14 protein-coding genes are annotated in these 18,070 nt (G+C 72.5%); 3 read left to right on the forward strand and 11 right to left on the reverse strand.

Annotated features, from left to right (window positions below; all coding sequences use genetic code 11):
• Nucleotides 1–78: 78 nt before the first annotated feature.
• The 11 genes from BIV28_RS14880 to ileS all read right to left on the reverse strand — a co-directional run bounded on the left by BIV28_RS14880 (nucleotide 79) and on the right by ileS (nucleotide 12,510).
• Complete coding sequence (locus BIV28_RS14880; protein ID WP_076263202.1) at nucleotides 79–1,215, reverse strand: FUSC family protein; 1,137 nt, start codon at nucleotides 1,213–1,215, stop codon at nucleotides 79–81.
• A 53-nt stretch (nucleotides 1,216–1,268) separates the two neighbouring features.
• Nucleotides 1,269–3,242, reverse strand: a complete 1,974-nt coding sequence (locus tag BIV28_RS14885; protein ID WP_076263119.1) for a penicillin-binding transpeptidase domain-containing protein — start codon at nucleotides 3,240–3,242, stop codon at nucleotides 1,269–1,271.
• A gap of 140 nt (nucleotides 3,243–3,382) precedes the next feature.
• Complete coding sequence (locus BIV28_RS14890) at nucleotides 3,383–3,883, reverse strand: rod shape-determining protein MreD (protein WP_076263121.1); 501 nt, start codon at nucleotides 3,881–3,883, stop codon at nucleotides 3,383–3,385.
• The gene (mreC, locus tag BIV28_RS14895) at nucleotides 3,880–4,725 is read right to left on the reverse strand and encodes a rod shape-determining protein MreC (RefSeq protein WP_076263123.1); all 846 of its coding nucleotides are present in this window, start codon (nucleotides 4,723–4,725) and stop codon (nucleotides 3,880–3,882) included. The genes BIV28_RS14890 and mreC overlap by 4 nt, the downstream gene beginning before the upstream one ends.
• 11 nt (nucleotides 4,726–4,736) lie before the next feature.
• The gene (gene mreB / locus BIV28_RS14900) at nucleotides 4,737–5,762 is read right to left on the reverse strand and encodes a rod shape-determining protein (RefSeq protein ID WP_076263125.1); all 1,026 of its coding nucleotides are present in this window, start codon (nucleotides 5,760–5,762) and stop codon (nucleotides 4,737–4,739) included.
• A gap of 125 nt (nucleotides 5,763–5,887) precedes the next feature.
• The gene (gene ndk, locus BIV28_RS14905; RefSeq protein WP_076263127.1) at nucleotides 5,888–6,310 is read right to left on the reverse strand and encodes a nucleoside-diphosphate kinase; all 423 of its coding nucleotides are present in this window, start codon (nucleotides 6,308–6,310) and stop codon (nucleotides 5,888–5,890) included.
• On the reverse strand, nucleotides 6,307–6,771 hold the full coding sequence (locus BIV28_RS14910; RefSeq protein ID WP_076263129.1) for a DUF4233 domain-containing protein: 465 nt from the start codon (nucleotides 6,769–6,771) through the stop codon (nucleotides 6,307–6,309). Before BIV28_RS14910 ends, ndk begins: the two co-directional genes overlap by 4 nt.
• 38 nt (nucleotides 6,772–6,809) lie before the next feature.
• Nucleotides 6,810–7,256, reverse strand: coding sequence for a hypothetical protein (locus tag BIV28_RS14915; RefSeq protein ID WP_076263131.1), 447 nt, complete (start codon nucleotides 7,254–7,256; stop codon nucleotides 6,810–6,812).
• A gap of 33 nt (nucleotides 7,257–7,289) precedes the next feature.
• Entirely contained in the window at nucleotides 7,290–8,627 is a 1,338-nt protein-coding gene (locus BIV28_RS14920; protein WP_076263204.1) for a bifunctional folylpolyglutamate synthase/dihydrofolate synthase, read from the reverse strand.
• Between the two features lie 53 nt (nucleotides 8,628–8,680).
• The gene (locus BIV28_RS14925) at nucleotides 8,681–9,235 is read right to left on the reverse strand and encodes a GNAT family N-acetyltransferase (RefSeq protein WP_076263133.1); all 555 of its coding nucleotides are present in this window, start codon (nucleotides 9,233–9,235) and stop codon (nucleotides 8,681–8,683) included.
• Nucleotides 9,232–12,510, reverse strand: coding sequence for an isoleucine--tRNA ligase (gene ileS, locus BIV28_RS14930; protein WP_076263135.1), 3,279 nt, complete (start codon nucleotides 12,508–12,510; stop codon nucleotides 9,232–9,234). The genes BIV28_RS14925 and ileS overlap by 4 nt, the downstream gene beginning before the upstream one ends.
• A gap of 339 nt (nucleotides 12,511–12,849) precedes the next feature.
• On the opposite strand from ileS, the gene BIV28_RS14935 reads away from it, so the two are divergent.
• From BIV28_RS14935 to BIV28_RS14945, 3 genes are all read left to right on the forward strand, one after another.
• Complete coding sequence (locus BIV28_RS14935) at nucleotides 12,850–13,383, forward strand: NUDIX hydrolase family protein (protein WP_076263137.1); 534 nt, start codon at nucleotides 12,850–12,852, stop codon at nucleotides 13,381–13,383.
• Nucleotides 13,384–13,659: 276 nt separating this feature from the next.
• On the forward strand, nucleotides 13,660–15,297 hold the full coding sequence (locus tag BIV28_RS14940) for a hypothetical protein (protein WP_076263139.1): 1,638 nt from the start codon (nucleotides 13,660–13,662) through the stop codon (nucleotides 15,295–15,297).
• 476 nt (nucleotides 15,298–15,773) lie between these two features.
• Nucleotides 15,774–18,014, forward strand: coding sequence for a hypothetical protein (locus BIV28_RS14945; protein ID WP_076263206.1), 2,241 nt, complete (start codon nucleotides 15,774–15,776; stop codon nucleotides 18,012–18,014).
• Nucleotides 18,015–18,070 lie beyond the last annotated feature (56 nt).

Raw genomic sequence — 18,070 nt, forward strand, 5'->3', positions numbered from 1 at the left:
ACCCGGCCCTGCGTCGTGCCACGCCCCCGCTCCCCCGGCGAAGTCAGCCACCGGATCGACGGTGGGGCGCCTGACGCGTCAGCCGCGCTCGCGCTCCGGCGGGAGGGCGGCGTGCGCCTCCTCGACGCCGAGCCCGGCCACCTGGAGCAGGTCGACGACGAGCGAGCGGAGCTGGGCCAGGACGGTCTCGGTGGCGAGGCTCGAGGTGCGCGGGAGGTCGCCGATCTCGGTGGCCACCCGCAGCAGGGCGTGGCGCCCCGCGGACGCCGACGCGTTCTCGGCGAGGGCGCGGGCCATGACGTCGGTGGCGTCGGCGAGCCGGCCGAGCAGCGTCCGGTAGCTGTCGGGCAGCTCCTCGCCACGGCCGACGGCGATGGTGACCCGCCGCACGAGCACGCGGGTGCTGCGCATCGCGATGTCGAGCGGCTCGACGAGCTCGGCCATCGACCGGACGCGTGGGGCGTGCCGGCGTCGGGACAGCGGCGAGCTGGTGATGACGGCGAGGCCCTCGTCGGCGGCCTGGCGCAGCTCGCGCAGCAGCGACTCGGTGCCCCGGGCCGACGCGAGCACCTGCGCCACGCCGTCGACGTCGCCGTCGTCGGCCAGCCGCACGGCCTGGCGCAGCAGCTCGCTGATCTTCGCGACGGCCTCGGCCGCGGCGACACGCGGCCGGCGCAGCGGCGCCTGGGGCACGACGACGGCCGCGACGAGGGCGACGGCGCCGCCGATGAGGGCGTCGGTCCATCGCGACAGCGCCTGCCCGGGGCTCGCGGCCAGGGCGACGATGACGACGCTCTGCACGGCCGCCTGTGTCACGAGCAGCGGTCCGCCGTCGAGGAGCAGGGCGAAGACCATCGAGAAGAACACGACGACGGTGATCTGCCACGGGCCGCTGCCGGCGAAGTGCACGAAGACGTCGGCCGTGAACACCCCGACGGCGACACCGACCGCGACCTCGAGGACGCGCCGCACGCGCTGGCCGTAGGACATGCCGAGGCAGACGATCGCCACGATCGGGGCGAAGAACGGGGTGGCGTGCCCGACGAGGTCGTGCGCGACGAGCCAGGCCACCCCCGCTGCCACGGCGCTCTGCAGCAGCAGGAACGCGCGAGACCTCAAGCGGGACAGGCGGGTTCGCACCGTGAGCCGGCTGCGGCGCCACGCCCGGTCGAGGGCCTCGACGACGGGGGCGTCGGTCCTCAGGTAGTCGTCCACGTCGGCCTCTCGGTTCTGCGGGTCACGTGCGGTCAGGTGAGGGTCACGTGAGGTCACATCCTCAGGGCAAGGATGGCATCGAAGATCCCACGCACGGCGGGCGCCGCCACCTTCGACCCCGAGCCGCCCTGGCTGACGACGACGGCCACGACGTACTTCGGCCGGGTCGTCGGTCCGTAGCCGACGAACCAGGCCGTGGCGGCCTTGCCGAAGACCTCGCCGGTGCCGGTCTTGCCGGCCACCGGGTACCGGTCCTGCGGGAAGCCGGCGAAGGCCGAGCCGGCCGAGCCGCCCGGACGCGTCACGTCGGCGAGCGCCGCCCGCACGTAGGCGCCGACGTCGCGGCGCAGCGGCACCGTGCCGACGCGTCGGGGCGCGATGGGTGTCAGGGCCCCGTCGGCCGAGCGGTAGCCGGCGGCCACCTGCGGCTGCCACAGCGTGCCGCCGTTGGCGAGGGCGGCGTAGACCGAGGCCATCTGCAGGGGCGTGACGGCGGTGTCGCCCTGTCCGATCGAGAAGTTCACGGCGTCGCCGGCGCGGTACTGGTACCCGCTCGTGCAGTTCTCGCGGGCCAGCTGGGTCAGGTAGCCGGCGCGGGTGCGGTCGGTGCGAGCCACCTCGGGGTAACCGGTGCGGGCGCGTCGGCACGTCGTGTCGCGGGTGGCCGCCCAGGTCGCCTCCTTCCACTGCCGGTCGGCGACGCGTCCGGCGGCCTCCCCCGGCAGGTCGACGCCGGTGGGGCGGCCGAGCCCGAACGCCCGGGCCATGGCCACGAACGGGTCAGGTGCCGAGGTGGGGGCGGACAGGCCGCCCTGGGCGATCCAGGCCGCGTAGGCGAGGCGGTAGAAGACGGTGTCGCACGAGACGACGAGGGTGCGGTGCAGGTCGATGAGGCCGTAGCCCCGGGACTCGTAGTTGTTGAAGACCCGGCCGCCGACGTCGACGTTCGGCGAGCAGTCGTAGCGGCCGTCGAGCCGGGCGCCCGCGTTGACCGCGGCGGGCACGGAGATGACCTTGAAGGTGGAGGCCGGCGGGAAGGTCTGGGCGGTGAGGCGCGAGGACAGCGGCACCCCGGCCGCCTCGCTCGTCAGCCGGGCCAGCCGGTCCGGGGTGATGCCGCCGGTGAAGAGCCCCGGGTCGTAGGTCGGGTAGCTGGCCGCGGCGACGACGGCCCCGTTCGTCGCGTCGAGGACCACGGCCGCGCCGGTGTCGGCGGGCAGCTTCTGCGCCCGGGCGCGGGCCACCGCGCCGGCGAGGGCTGCCTCGACGCGCGCCTGGAGCCGGGCGTCGACGTGGGTCACGACGTCGCGCCCCGGCACGGCGGCGGTGGTCGACACCGTGCCAGTGACGATCCCCCGCGGGTCGACGGCCACGACGGTCGAGCCGTTGGTGCCGCGCAGCACGGCGTCGTACTGCTGCTCGAGACCGGATCGGCCGACGACGTCCTCGGCGTCGAGGCGCCCCGCGCTGCCCGCGACCTCCGACGCATCGGCCCGGGCCACCCAACCGAGCAGGTGCGGTGCGAGGGCACCGTCCGGGCGCGGGTAGCCGCGGGCCGGCTCGGCGGCGACGCCTACGCCGGGGTACTTCTCCGGCTGTTCGAGGAGGGTCAGTGCCCGGCGCTCGTCGACGCGCGTGGCGACGGGGATCGGCACGTAGGGCGAGCCGTTGAAGCACGCCGGCGACCGCGGGGCGCCGGCGGTGCCGCAGAGCATCGTCTTGCCCCACAGACGGTCGAACGGCAGCCCGAGGGCGTTGGCCACCGACGCGACGAGCGCCCGGCCGCCGTCGGGCGCGTCGACGAGCGTGGCCCGCTCGATGGTGACGGTCGTCGTGAAGGTGTTCGCCGCGAGGGGTGCACCCGTGCGGTCGAGGATCCGGCCGCGCAGGGCGTGGTCGGTGACGGTGCGCGTGTTGGCGGTGGCCGCGGCCTGCGCCAGCTGCGGGCCCCGGACGAGCTGGAGCTCGCCGAGGCGCCCCACGAGCAGGCCGAAGAGGACGACGACGAGCACGACGACGACGCCCACGACGCCGGTGCGGGGTGCGCGCCGGACGCGTCGGGCGCGTCGGGGGCGTGACGGAGCGGAGAGCCGGCGCCGTCCCCGCAGTCGCGCGCGCAGCCGTCCGCGAAGCCGTCCGCGAAGCCGTCCGCGACGCGGACGCGGCCTCATCCCAGCCTCCGCCGCACGAGCGCCCGGTCGACGGCGACCGCCACGGGCACGGCGAGGAGCCCGACGGCCGCCGTCGAGGCGAGGCGAGCGAGGCCGGCCAGGACGTCGACGCTCCCCTCGGCGAGCAGCGTCGTGACGGCGCGGGCCAGGCCGACGACCGCGCCGGCGGCCGCGAGGGCGGCGATCGGGCGCAGGCCCGAGCGCGAGGCCGGGCTGTGGAACAGGCCGGCGACGAGGCCGCCGACCGCGGTCACGAGCGCCGTCAGCCCGAGCGGCGAGCCGACCGGCGGCACGAGCTCCACGACCCAGCCGGCGAGCAGTCCGGTGAGCGCGCCGTGCAGCGGGCCGCGCAGGACCGAGGTGGTCACGACGCCGAGCAGCACGAGGTCGGGGACCCACGCGTCGGGGACGCCGAGGCGGGGCAGCAGCGTCGCGGTGGCCAGCGCCGCCAGCACGACGTACAGGGCGCGCAGCAGGCCGAGCAGCGTCGGCCTCATCGCCCTGCTCCCGTCGTGGCACCGGCGGCCGTCTGCACCTGGCGCGGCGTGGTCCGTGCCTGCGGCACGAGCACGGCGACGACGTCGACCGCGTCGACGTCGACCGTGGGGCGGACCGTGGCGGTGCGGGTCATCCGCCCGCCCTCGGGGTCGACGTCGGTGACGGTCCCGACGACGACTCCTGCGGCATAAGGGCGCTCGTCGATGCTGCCGAGCGTGCGCACGACGTCGCCGACGACCGGCGTGCCCGGCTGGACGAAGGTCAGGGTGAGTGAGCCACCGGGGCGCACCTCGTGGTCGGCGGTGCCGGGCGGCGCGAGGGTCGCGAACGTGCCCGCGGGGCCGACGCGCACCCCGACGACCGAGCCGGTCGAGCCGAGCACCTGCACGTCGCTCGTCCACGGCGACACCGACACGACGCGCCCGACGAGGCCCTCGGCTGCCACGACCGTGGAGTCGGGCACGACCCCGTCGCGCGACCCGACGTCGAGCGTGACGCTGCGGCCACCCAGCGGCCCGAGCGCCGTGCCGACGACGCGTCCGGGGACGAAGGTGTGGCCGGCGAGGGTGCCGGAGCCGAGCACCGACCGGAGGCGCGTCGTGTCGTCGAGCGCGCGCTTCTGGTCGGCGACGACCGCGCGCAGGCGGGTGTTCTCGGCCTCGAGCCGCGCGAGGTCGCCCGGTGAGGCGCCGGCGAGGACCCGCTGCACGGGACCGACGACGACCGCCGCGGCGCGGCGCACGGCGTCGGTCGCGCCCGAGCCGGCGAGGTCGGCCACGAGCAGCCCGAGGGTCACCGCGACGAGGAGGCCGAGGAGGCGGCGGCGCGTGCGGTCGTCCACGGTGGGCCCGGTCAGCCGCGCGGGTCGCCGACGAGGACCCGCTCGAGGCCGGCGAAGTCGTCGACGCAGCGCCCGGCACCGCGGGCCACCGCGCGGAGCGGGTCGTCGGCGACGTGCACGGGCACGCCGAGCTCGTGGCGCATCCGCTCGTCCAGGCCGCGCAGCAGCGCTCCCCCGCCGGTCAGCGTGATGCCGCGGTCGAGGATGTCGCCGGCAAGCTCGGGAGGGCAGACGTCGAGGGTGGCCCGGACCACCTCGATGACCTGCAGCACCGGCCCCTCGATGGCCCGGCGCACCTCGGCCGAGCCCACCTGGACGGTCTTGGGCAGGCCGGTCGTGAGGTCGCGCCCGCGCAGCCGGGTGGACAGCTCCTCGCGCAGCGGGAACACCGAGCCGACGGCGACCTTGAGGTCCTCGGCGCTGCGCTCCCCGAGCAGGAGCGAGTACTCGCTCTTGACGTGGCTGACGAGCGCCTCGTCGATCTCGTCGCCGGCGACCCGCAGCGAGGTCGAGGTGACGATGCCGCCGAGGCTGATGACGGCGACGTCGGTGGTGCCGCCGCCGATGTCGACGACCATGCTGGCCGCCGTCTCGTAGACCGGCAGCCCGGCCCCGATGGCGGCGGCCATCGGCTCCTCGACCATGTAGACGCGGCGCGCGCCGCAGCGCGTCGCCGCGTCCTCGAGGGCTCGCCGCTCGACGCCGGTCACCTCGCTCGGCACGCACAGCACCATCCGCGGGCGCACGAGGCGCGAGGTGCGGACGCGGTCGATGAACCAGCGCAGCATCCGCTCGGTCTCGTCGGCGTCGGACACGACGCCGTCGCGCAGCGGTCGCACGGCCCGGATCGTGCCGGGCGCCCGCCCGAGCATCTCCTTGGCCCGGCTGCCCGCGGCGACGAGGCGCCCCGTGCCGGCCTCGACGGCGACGACCGACGGCTCCTCGAGCACGACCCCGCGGCCACGGACGTGGATGAGCGTGTTCGCCGTCCCGAGGTCGACCGCGAGGTCGCGTCCGAGGCCCGGCCAGGTGCTCATGGCCGGGATTGTGTCGCGACCCGGCGGCAGGACCGAGCGCATCCGGCGAGTGTCGCCGGATGCGTGACCGCCGTGACAGCAGGGGACGACGGGGGCCTACGGGGCCGGAGTGACCCCTGTTCCGATCAGAGCGCCGGGAACCAGATCGCGATCTCGCGGGTGGCGGACTCGGGCGAGTCGGAGCCGTGCACGATGTTCTGCTGCACCTTGGTGCCCCAGTCGCGACCGAGGTCGCCACGGATGGTGCCCGGCAGGGCCTCGGTGGGGTTGGTGGCGCCGGCGAGGGCGCGGAAGCCCTTGATGCAGTCCTGGCCCTCGATGACGACGGCGGCGACCGGGCCCGAGCTCATGAACTCGACGAGGGGCTCGTAGAACGGCTTGCCCTCGTGCTCGGCGTAGTGCGCGGCGAGCTGTTCGCGGGTCGGGGTCAGCACGTCGAGGCCGGCGAGGACGTACCCCTTGGCCTCGATGCGGCGCAGCACCTCACCGGTGAGGCCGCGGCGGAAGCCGTCGGGCTTGACGAGGACGAGAGAACGTTCCGTGGTCACCCATCCACCCTATCGGCCGGGTCACCGGCGCCCGCGGCGCCCTCGCCTGCCTCCGCCTCACCGCCGGACTGCCCGCTCGCCTCCCGCTCGCGACGCGCCATCTCGGCGTCGATCGAGGCGCCCTTGACGAGGCACGTGACCCACAGCGCGAGGAAGAAGAGCCCGACGACGAGCATCATCGGCACGACGAGGGCGCTGACGATCGTCAGCGCCTGCACGGCCCACCCGAGCGTCAGCCCGTACGGCTTGCGCATCGAGCCGGCAGCGAGGACGGACAGCACGAAGAGGCCGATGCCGACGACGAGGTAGGCGGTGCCCCGCCCCGGCTCGTCGGCCGCCGACGTGACGCCGCGGGCCACGAGCGCCCCGAGCAGGATGCACAGCGACTGGCCGCCGAGGACGGTGGCGAGCATGCGCCACGTGAACTTTCCGGTGGTGCCGTGGAGGCGGAGGGCGTTCATGCGTGAGGGTCCTGGTCGTTGTCTCGGTCGGGGGTGCGTCAGTAGTCCTGGGCGGTGTCCCAGGTGCGGATGATGGCCCGCGCCTCGGACTCGCTGGCGCCGGTGGCCTCGGCGTAGAGGCTCATGGCGTCCTCGCGCCGGCCCGCGACGATGAGCTGGCTGATGCGCGACCGGGCCTCGTCGGTGAGCCGCCCCTCGGCGAACGAGGCCGCGGCGTCGCGCACGCCCGGCCCCTGTCCGGGCACGAACCACTGGTCGACGGCCCGTTTGGCGTCGGCCAGCGGCGCCCCCGTGGCCTCCCGGTAGACCTTGATCGCGTTGATCTTGTGCCCCGCGCTGATCTCGCGGCTCACGGTGGCGCGCACCTGGTCGGTGAGGCCCACGGGCTGCCGGTCGGGGTCGCGGCGGCCGACGACGCGCCCCCACAGCACGACGACGGCGACGACGATCGCGACGACGATGACGAGCTTGACGAAGGGGTGCATGGGGCCCAGCCTAGGCGGCGCGCGTCCCCCGCCTCACACCTCGGTGTGGCCGAGGAGCATCCGCACCTCGCCCGCCGTGATGACCGACCCGGTGGCCACGACGCCGCCACCCATGCCGTCCTGCTCCGCGAGGGTCACGGCCTGCTCGAGCGCGTCGGGCAGCGCGTCGACGACGGTGACGCGCGACTCGCCGAACACCTCGCGGGCCAGGTCGCCGAGCTTCTCCGGGTCGAGGGCGCGCGGGGAGGTGCTGCGCGACACGACGACGTGGTCGAGGGCCGGCTCGAGCACCTCGAGCATGCCGACGGCGTCCTTGTCGGCGACGATCCCGACCAGCCCGACGAGCCGGGTGAAGGTGAAGGACTCCCCCAGCGCCGCGACGAGCGAGCGCGCGCCGTGCGGGTTGTGGGCGGCGTCGACGAGCACCGTCGGCGATCGGCGCACCACCTCGAGGCGGCCCGGCGAGGTCATCGACGCGCACGCGGCCCGCAGCACCTCGGTGTCGAGGGCCTGCTCTCCCCCGCCGAGGAAGGCCTCGACGGCAGCGACGGCGGTGGCGAGGTTGCTCGCCTGGTGGGCGCCGTGCAGCGGGAGGAAGAGGTCGGGGTGGTCGCCGACCAGGCCCCGCAGCGAGACCTGCTGGCCGCCGACCGCGACCTCGCGCTCGAGGACGCCGAAGTCGTTGCCCTCGAAGACGATCCGCGAGCCGCCGACCTCCTCGACCCGGTCGAGCAGCACGCGTGCGACGTCCTCGTCCTGCACGCCGGAGACCGTGAACGAGTCGGCCTTGATGATGCCGCTCTTCTCCTCGGCGATGGCCACGACGTCGTCACCGAGCAGGTGGGTGTGGTCGAGGTCGACGGGCGTGACGACCGCGACCTGCGCGTCGATGACGTTCGTCGCGTCCCAGGACCCGCCGAGGCCGACCTCGATGACCGCGACGTCGACCGGTGCGTCGGCGAACGCCGCGTAGGCGACGGCGACGAGCACCTCGAAGAAGTTCATCCGGCGTCCGCCCTCCTCGAGGGAGCGCGCGTCGACGATCTCGATGAGCGGCGCGACGTCCTCGTAGGCGGCGATGAACTTCTCGCGCGGGATCGGCTTGCCCGACAGCGTGATCCGCTCACGGATGTCGTGAAGGTGGGGCGAGGTGAAGCGCCCGGTGGACAGGCCGCTCTCGCGCAGGATCGCGTCGATCATGCGGCTCGTCGACGTCTTGCCGTTGGTGCCGGTCAGGTGGATCGTCGGGTAGGCCCGCTGCGGGTCGCCGGCGAGCTCCATGACGGCCCGGATGCGCTCGAGCGACGGACCGATGTCGTTCTCGGGGGCGCGCGCGAGGATCTCCTCCTCGATCTCGCGGACCCGCTTCATCTCCTCGAGGTTGCGCGCCGCCTCCTGGGCTGCGGCGTCGGGACGACCGCCGCTCACGATGCGTCCTCCGTCCCGGTGGCCTCGGCCGAGGGCAGCGGACGCTCCATCCAGACGCTGACGGGCATGTCGGAGCCGCCGGACTCGCGGTGGGTCTCGGTGAAGCCGTGCCGCGCGTAGAAGCGCGCGGCGCCGGCGTTGCCCTCGATGTGCGACAGGACGATCCGCGAGTGGCCGCCCTCGACGGCCCGCTCGACGACGGCGTCGAGCAGGCGCGAGCCGACGCCGTTGCCGTGGTTGTCGGGCAGGACGTAGAGCTTCCACAGGACGAAGTCGTCGTCCTGCGGCCCGAAGGTGGCCACCCCGACGACGTCGTCGCCGTCGACGGCCACGATGGTGCGGCCCTTGCGGATCGAGGCGGCGACGACGTCGCTCGTCCACCACTTGGCCAGGCCCATGGCGACGTACTCGGGGCCGACGAGCGGCTCGTACGTCGCGAGCCAGGTGCGGTGGCCGACCGACAGGACGCCCGAGAGGTCGTCGCCGACCGCGGGGCGCACCTCCACGCCGTCGACGCCGTGTCCGCGGGTGCCGGTGCTCGCCACGCTCATCGCTTCTCCACCACGATCGTCGCGGTGTGGTCGTCGCCGACGACCACCTGGGTCCCGACGCCGTCGGGCAGGGCGTGCTCCGGCCCGGCCGACGCGAACTGTGCGGCGAGCGTCTCGCCGACGATGAGGTCGCGGTGGTCGACCGTCGCCTCGAACACCTCGGGCGAGCCCTGGATCGTCAGGCGGATCCGGTCGCTGACGTGCAGGCCGGCGTCGCGGCGGGCCTGCTGGACCGCGCGCACGAGGTCGCGGGCCACCCCCTCGGTGGCGAGCGCGGGCGTCACGGCGGTGTCGAGGACGACGAAGCCGCCGCCGGGCAGCATCGCGGTGGCCGCGGTGTCGGCGCCGTCGCCGGACACGACCGTCTCGAGGGTGTACTCCCCCTCGACGAGCTCGAGGCCGCCGGAGGTGACGACACCGTCGGGCGAGACCGACCAGTCGCCGGACTTGCTGCCCCGGATCGCCACCTGGACGTCCTTGCCCAGACGCGGGCCGGCCGCGCGGGCGTTGACGCTCAGCCGCTGCGTCACGCCGAAGTCGGCCTCGCCCGCCGTGTCGACGTCGACGAGCACGAGATCCTTGACGTTGAGCTCGTCCTGGACGATCGAGCGGAACGGCTCGAGCGCCTCGGGCTCGGGCACGACGACGGTCAGCGTGGCCAGCGGCAGGCGGGCGCGCAGCTGGCGCGCCTTGCGCAGGCTCGAGCCCACCGAGCAGACCTCGCGCGCCCGGTCCATCGCCACGACGAGGGCGTGGTCGGCCGGCAGGTCGTCGACGAGCGGGTAGTCGGTCAGGTGCACCGACCGGCCGCCCGTGAGGCCACGCCAGATCTCCTCGGTGACGAGGGGCAGCAGGGGCGCGATGGCCCGCGTGACGGTCTCGAGGGCCGTGTACAGCGTGTCGAAGGCTGCCAGGGACTCGTCGGTCTCGCCGCCCCAGAACCGGTCGCGGGACCGGCGGATGTACCAGTTGGACAGGACGTCGAGGAAGCCGCGCATCGTGTCGCAGGCCGCCGCGACCTCGTACGCGTCGAGCTGCTCGGTCATGTCGCCGACGAACTCGCGCAGCTTGGCGAGCAGGTAGCGGTCGAGCACGTCGGTCGAGGCCGTCGACCACTTCGCCTCGTAGCCCTCGCCGCCGCGGGCGGTGTTGGCGTAGAGCGCGAAGAACGACCAGGCGTTCCACAGCGGGAGCATGACCTGCCGGACGCCGTCGCGGATGCCCTGCTCGGTGACGACGAGGTTGCCGCCGCGCAGGATCGGCGAGGACATGAGGAACCAGCGCATCGCGTCGGCGCCGTCGCGGTCGAAGACCTCCGAGACGTCCGGGTAGTTGCGCAGCGACTTGCTCATCTTCTGGCCGTCGGAGCCCAGCACGATGCCGTGGCTCACGCACGACTTGAAGGCCGGCCGGTCGAAGAGCGCCGTGGCGAGGATGTGCAGCGTGTAGAACCAGCCGCGCGTCTGCCCGATGTACTCGACGATGAAGTCGCCCGGGAAGTGGTGCTCGAACCACTCGGCGTTCTCGAAGGGGTAGTGCACCTGGGCGAAGCTCATCGAACCGGAGTCGAACCAGACGTCGAGGACGTCCTCGACGCGTCGCATCGTCGACTGGCCCGTCGGGTCGTCGGGGTTCGGACGCGTCAGGCTGTCGATGAAGGGCCGGTGGAGGTCCTTGACCTCGACGCCGAAGTCGCGCTCGAGCTCGGCGAAGGAGCCGTAGACGTCGAGGCGCGGGTACTCCGGGTTGTCGGACTTCCACACCGGGATCGGGCTGCCCCAGAAGCGGTTACGCGAGATCGACCAGTCGCGTGCGTTGGCGAGCCACTTGCCGAACTGGCCGTCCTTGATGTGCGAGGGCGTCCACTCGATCTGCTGGTTGAGCTCGAGCATCCGCTCCTTGATCTTGGTGACCTCGACGAACCACGACGACACCGCCATGTAGATGAGCGGCTGACGGCAGCGCCAGCAGTGCGGGTAGCTGTGGTCGTAGGTCTCGCGGCGCAGCAGCACGGTGCCGGGCGTGACGGAGCCGGATTCGCCCTCACCCCGGGTGGCGGCCTTGAGGTGGTCGATGATGTGGAGGTTGGCGTCGAAGACGTGCATGCCCTCGTAGTCGACGACCGGGTAGGTGAACCGGGCCTCGGCGCTGACCGGCACCACGGGGGCGATGCCCTCGCGGTCGGTGACGAGCTTGTCCTCCTCACCGAAGGCGCCGGCGCTGTGCACGAGGCCCGTGCCGTCGGTGGTCGTGACGAAGTCGGCCTCGACGACGCGGTGCGCCCGCTCATGGCCCTGGTAGTACGTGAACGGCGGGGTGTAGCTGCGCCCGAAGAGCTCGGAACCCTTGAGCCGCTGGACGATCCGCTCCTCGGCGTCCTCCCCCAGCTCGCGCTTGTAGGCGCCGAGACGCGCCTCGGCGATGACGTAGCGCTCGGTGCTGCCGGTGACGTCGGACTCGACGACGACGTAGTCGATGTCGGGGTGGACCATGATCGCGAGGTTGGCCGGCAGGGTCCACGGCGTCGTCGTCCAGACGAGCGCGAGCTCACCGGTCTCGAGGCGCAGGCCGACCGTGACGGCCGGGTCCTGGCGCATCTTGTAGACGTCGTCGTCCATGCGCAGCTCGTGGTTGGACAGCGGCGTCTGGTCGTTCCAGCAGTAGGGCAGCACGCGGAAGCCCTCGTAGACCAGGCCCTTGTCGTGCAGCTGCTTGAAGGCCCAGATGACCGACTCCATGTAGCCGGGCTCGAGCGTCTTGTAGTCGTGGTCGAAGTCGACCCAGCGCGCCTGGCGGGTGACGTAGTCGCGCCACTCCCCCGTGTACTTGAGCACCGACGCGCGGCAGGCGTCGTTGAAGGTGTCGATGCCGAGCTCGACGATGTCCTGCTTGGTCTTGAGGCCGAGCTGGCGCTGGGCCTCGAGCTCGGCGGGCAGGCCGTGGGTGTCCCAGCCGAAGCGACGCTCGACGCGCTTGCCGCGCATCGTCTGGTAGCGCGGGACGATGTCCTTGACGTAGCCGGTGAGCAGGTGGCCGTAGTGCGGCAGGCCGTTGGCGAAGGGCGGGCCGTCGTAGAAGACGAACTCGTTGTCGCCGTCGGTGCCGGCGTCGCGGTTCTCGACCGACGCGATGAAGGTGCCGTCCTCGTCCCAGTACCTCAGCACGCGCTCCTCGATCTCGGGGAAGCGCGGGTTCGACGGCACGCCGGTGGCGCGGGAGGCGTCGGGCGTCGGCTCGGAGGTCGGCTCGGACGTGGTGACCTTGGGGTAGGTCATGCTGCGGGCTCCTGGTCTCGGCGGTCTCGGCTGCTGTGCCGGGGACGACGTCTCCGCCGCGGTACCACCCCGCTTGCCGCACGGCCCGGGGGCGCGTGCGACCGCTCGTTCGTGGCTGTGACGGGCCCACCCGTCCGGTTCTACTGGGAGCACCGCCGGCTTGCGGTGTCGGTTCTTCCGGAGGCTCGCCGCTGATGACGGCTCGAACGCCTGTGCGCGCCAGTCTAGCCTGTCGAGGCACCCCACCCGGTCGGGCGGACGGGCCGATCAGCCCCGACCGCGACAGGCGGGGACGGACCGTCCCGGGCCGGCGGGCTGCCGTTTGGCACTATGTGAGCCATGACGGAAGTGGAGACGACCGGTGCGTGGCTCAGCCGCGAGGACCTCGACAACGCCCGCGAGCGCCTGCCCATGCTCTACGTCCACGCCGTGCCGGTCCGCGTCGACGACAAGGGCCAGGTCACGCACATCGGCCTGCTCCTGCGCGCCGACAGCGACGGCGGCATCGGCCAGGAGGTCGTCGGCGGCCGCGTGCTCTACCACGAGAAGATCCGCGACGCCCTCCTGCGCCACGTCGAGAACGACCTCGGCCCGATGGCCCTGCCCAGGATCCCGCTCTCGCCCCAGCCGTTCACCGTGGCCGAGTTCTTCCCGACGCCGGGGGTCACCCCGTTCCACGACCCGCGCCAGCACGCGGTGTCCCTCGCGTTCGTCGTCGCCGTGATGGGCGACTGCCGGCCCCAGAAGGACGCCCTCGACCTGTCGTGGGTGACACCCGAGGAGGCCATGACGATCTCGGTGTCCACCGACATGAGCGGCTCGCACGGCGTGCTCGTCCGGCAGGCCCTCGCGCACGTCGGCCACCCGGTCTGAAACGCCATTCATCGCGAAATCGCTTGAAACGCAAGGACATCGGGCGACAAGTCCGCTGACCTTCAGACCATAACGGACCGCTTCCCACGTTCTGCGACATCGCACCGTCGACCAGCCTACGGTCGACTGTCAGGACGTGTCAGCGATGCACGGCGCGCACCTCTCGAGGGGAGGGGTGGGGCCGTGCAACCCCTTCAGGATTGCGCTGGTGACACCGCGCACGCCCGCAGCCGACGTCGGTCGGCGTCGGGCACATCTCGCAAGGGGAGGTCTTCAATGACCAGCTCATCGAGCACGCCTCGGGGACACCACTTCTTCATCCGGAGCCGTAGACGCGCGGTCGCACTCGTCGGCGTCGGCTCCCTCGTCCTGGCCCTGTCGGCGGCGGCCTCGGCCCAGGCGAACCTCACCGGCAGCACGTTCGAAGGCGGGGACGGCAACCTCGTCGTCAACACCACGGGCAACACCGACTGGACCAACGCGCCCAGCCGCGTCACCGGGATCGACAAGTTCGCGGACAAGACCGACGACGCGTTCGGCCAGGGCACCAAGGAGGACAACGCCGCCGTCACGGTCGTCGACGGGTCGATCCCGCCGAACAAGAACGATCTGACGCGCTTCTACACGGCCAACGAGACGCTGGCCACGATCGGCGCCTCGGGCAACACCGGCGACATCATGCTCTATCTGGCGTGGGAGCGCCTCGTCAACATCGGCAACGCCAACCTCGACTTCGAGGTCAACCAGGCGAAGACGACCGGGTGGACGCCGTCGACGGTGGGCCCCGTCACCATCAACCGCACCGCGGGAGACCTGCTCGTCACCTACGACTTCGGTGGTAGCGGCACGCCGACCCTCGGTCTCAACACGTGGGTCACCTCGGCCACCGGCACGACGGCCGACTGCTTCTCGGCCAACAGCCTGCCGTGCTGGGGCAAGCACAAGGACCTCAACGGCACGAACTCCGAAGGAGCCGTCAACACCGGCACCGTCGCCGAGCCCATCGCCCGCGGGAACCTGAGCGTCGGCCTGTTCGGCGAGGCCGCCATCGACCTGACGGCCGCCGGCGTGTTCGAGGCCGGCACGTGCAAGGCCTTCGGCAGCATCTTCGTCAAGAGCCGGTCCTCCTCGTCGTTCACCGCCGAGCTCAAGGACTTCATCTCGCCGCAGGGCATCGACCTCGCCAACTGCTCGTCCTCCACGGTGACGACTCCGAAGCTGGCGGACGGCACCACGACCGTTCCGAGCACGGGCGTGGCCGTCGGCAGCACGGTCAAGGACTCGGCGGTCGTCACCGCGAGCCCGGCCAGCGTCATCCCGACCGGGAGCGTCGCGTTCTCGATCTGCAAGTTCGCCGTGGGCACGACGAGCCTGTGCGACGGGACGACGAACGTCGGCACGTCGGTCGGCACGACGAACATCCCGTCGAACAACGCGTCGAACCCGGTCACGGTCGTGTCGCCCGGCTACACGGTCAGCGACGTCGGCCGCTACTGCTGGCGCGCCGTCTACTCGGGCGACACGGCGAAGGGCATCCCGTCCTCGTCCGACTCCCGGGCGACCGAGTGCTTCGTCGTGAACCCTGTCGCAGCGTCAGGCACCACGGCCCAGAAGTGGCTCCCGAACGACTCCGGGACGATCTCCGCGTCGGCCGGCGGCGACCTCGCCGGGTCGGCGACCTTCACCCTGCACCCCAGCGGTGACTGCACCGGCACGAGCGTCTACTCCGAGAGCGTGCCCGTCGCGGGCGCCTCGCCGCAGACGGTCAGCACGTCCAACACCACGGTGGTCGTGACGGCGTCCGGCAGCTACTCGTGGAAGCTGGCCTACTCGAGCACCAACGCGAACCAGACCGGCTTCGCCGCCACCTGCAAGGAGGCGACGGCGCTGACGATCAACAACACCCTTCCCTGATCACCACGACCGAGGTCCGGCCGCGATCGCGGCCGGACCTCGGTCCTGTGGTCGCGCGGCACGAATGACCGAACCCGCTGTGGTGCAAGGCGATTCGACCGACGTGTCACGACATGGCGAGACGTTCCACGACTTGGTCGCGGACTTGCCGGACATATGCCACCGACTTGCCGGTTCCCCGGTGCCCGGTTGGCGCCGGTCCTACCTTTCGAGATGGGACGTTGGTCGGAACGCATCGGGAGGGTGCGCCGGAGCCGACGGGGGCAGCTCTTCTCCATCGCCGTGCACCGCTGCGACCGCTGCGCCCCATCCACCCGGATCGGGGGCCGGAATCCGGCACACACATGGAGACACGCATGAAGCTCTCATGGCCTGCCTCGCCGGGAAAGAACCCGTCGAGGACCACAACGAGCACGCCCGCACGCAGACGCCGCTGGCTCACCGCCGTCGCAGCCGTCGCACTCCCCGTCGGCATCATGACGGCGCCGCTGGCCTTCGCCGGCTCGACGCCGCCCTTCACGATCGGCCCCAACGGCTCGGCGGTCGTGCCGGGCGCCGACGGGGCGAACAACCTGCCCGACCTCTTCGGCAACGTCAAGGAGCTCGGCCCGCTCAACTCGAACACGACGAAGATCGGCGTCATCCACGCCGACGCCGTCCCGACGCTGGGCCTCACCAACCCCAACGCGCAGGTCGACCTGCGACAGGGCTGGACGAACTCGGCCAAGGACAGCGACGGCGACGACTGGCTCTACTTCGCGTGGGAGCGCGACAGCAACAGCGGCAGCGGCTTCATCGCCTACGAGTTCATGCAGGACCCGCCGCCGGCCGCGTGCGCGTACACCACCGCAACCGACCAGCAGCTCATCGACACCTGCAACCCGTGGGCCAACCGCAAGGCCGGCGACTTCATGATCCTGTGGGACCAGCAGGGCGGCAGCCGGGACCTCTACCTGCGCAAGTGGACCGGTACCGCACCGAACCTCGTTCTCAGCCCTCCCGGATCGCCGCTCGACGCGTCGGTCAGCGCGGCCGCCTACAGCGCCGACGGCTTCCGCGGCGAGGCCGCCCTCAACCTCACCGACGCCGTCTTCGGTGGTGTCCAGGCCTGCCGCTCGTTCGCCAACGTCATCCCGAGCACCGTCACCGGAAACTCCGACACGGCGGACTACAAGGACACCATCCTGCAGCCCACCGTGCCCGTCGGCGGCTGCACGTCCACGACGACGACGACGCCCAAGCTGGCCGATGGCTCGACCAACGTCCCGGCGGGCGGAGTCAGCATCACCACCGCAGGCGTCGTGCAGGTCAAGGACTCGGCCGTCGTCGCGGTGAGCGGCGGCTCCGGCACCCCCGGCGGCTCGGTCCAGTTCAGCCTGTGCAAGGCGAGCAACACCGCCAACGCGACGTGCGACTCGACGGCGACGACGATCGGCTCGCCGGTCGCCGTGACCGGCGCCTCCTTCCCGGTCACGGTGACCTCCCCCAGTGCCTGGGTGACGTCAGCAGGACGCTTCTGCTGGAAGGCCGTGTACAGCGGCGTGTCCGCCTCGGGCATCGGCGGGTCGAGCGACGTCAGCACCGGTGAGTGCTTCGTCGTCAACCCCGTCACCCCGACCCTGTCGACGACGGCCGGGTCCGCGGTCACGCTCGGCAGCCCGATCACCGACACCGCGTCACTGACCGGGACCGCGCCGCGGCCGACCACGAACGTCATCGAGACGTCCGCGCCGGTGGCGGCCAACCGCACGCCGGCAGGCGGCACCATCGCCTTCACGCTGTGGGGCCCGAGCACCTCCGGGTGCGGTAGCCAGGTCACCGCGGCCAACGCGTCGGTCACGGTCAGTGGCGACAGCTCCGCCACGAACGTCTACAGCACGAGCTACACACCGACGCTCGCCGGGACGTACCACTGGAAGGCCGTGTACAGCGGGGACTCGCCGAACACCGTCGGCCAGTCGCACAACGGCGACTGCTCGGTGGGTGCCGAGGACGTGACGGTCGGCCCGGCCGGGACGACCACGGTCACCACGCCGCGCGTCGGCTCCACGCCGATCACGGCTCCGGTCGCCGTCGGCACGAGCGTCACCGACCACGCGGTCGTGACGGGCACTGCGGCGGGCGGCAGCCCGACCGGGACGGTCGACTTCTTCGTCTGCAACCCGACCCAGGTGGCGGCGAACGGCGGCACGTGCAGCACCGGCGGCACGGCGGCGGGTTCCGTCTCGCCGTTGACGGCCGGAGCCGGCAACACCGCCACGGCCGACTCGAACGCGGTGGTCGCGAACGCCGTCGGCACGTGGTGCTACCGCGCGGTCTACACCTCGAACACGGCGAACTACACGGGTTCGAGCGACGCCAGCACGGGCGAGTGCTTCCAGGTGAAGGACACGACCGGCGCCACGTCGGCCCAGAACTGGCTGCCGAACGACTCGGCGACCATCACGTCGACCGGTGGGACCAACCTCAACGGCACGCTGTCGTTCACGCTGTACTCCGGCGACAACTGCGGCGCGACGAGCGGGTCGGTCCTGCGTGACGCCGAGACGTTCACGCTCACCGACGCCGCGTCGCCGGCCACCCGGGTGACGACGAACTCGCTCACCAAGGTGTCCGCGACGAGCACCGTGTCGTGGCTCGTGAGCTTCACGAGCAGCGACCCCCTCGTGGGCAGCAGCACGCACTGTGAGAAGACGAGCCTGACGATCACCAACTGACCGGCACGCTCGGGCCCCACCAGGGGCCACGGCTGGACCCGACCGACACCGCCGTC

This window comes from Intrasporangium flavum, assembly GCF_001956915.1.
GTDB classification, from domain to species: Bacteria; Actinomycetota; Actinomycetes; order Actinomycetales; family Dermatophilaceae; genus Monashia; species Monashia flava.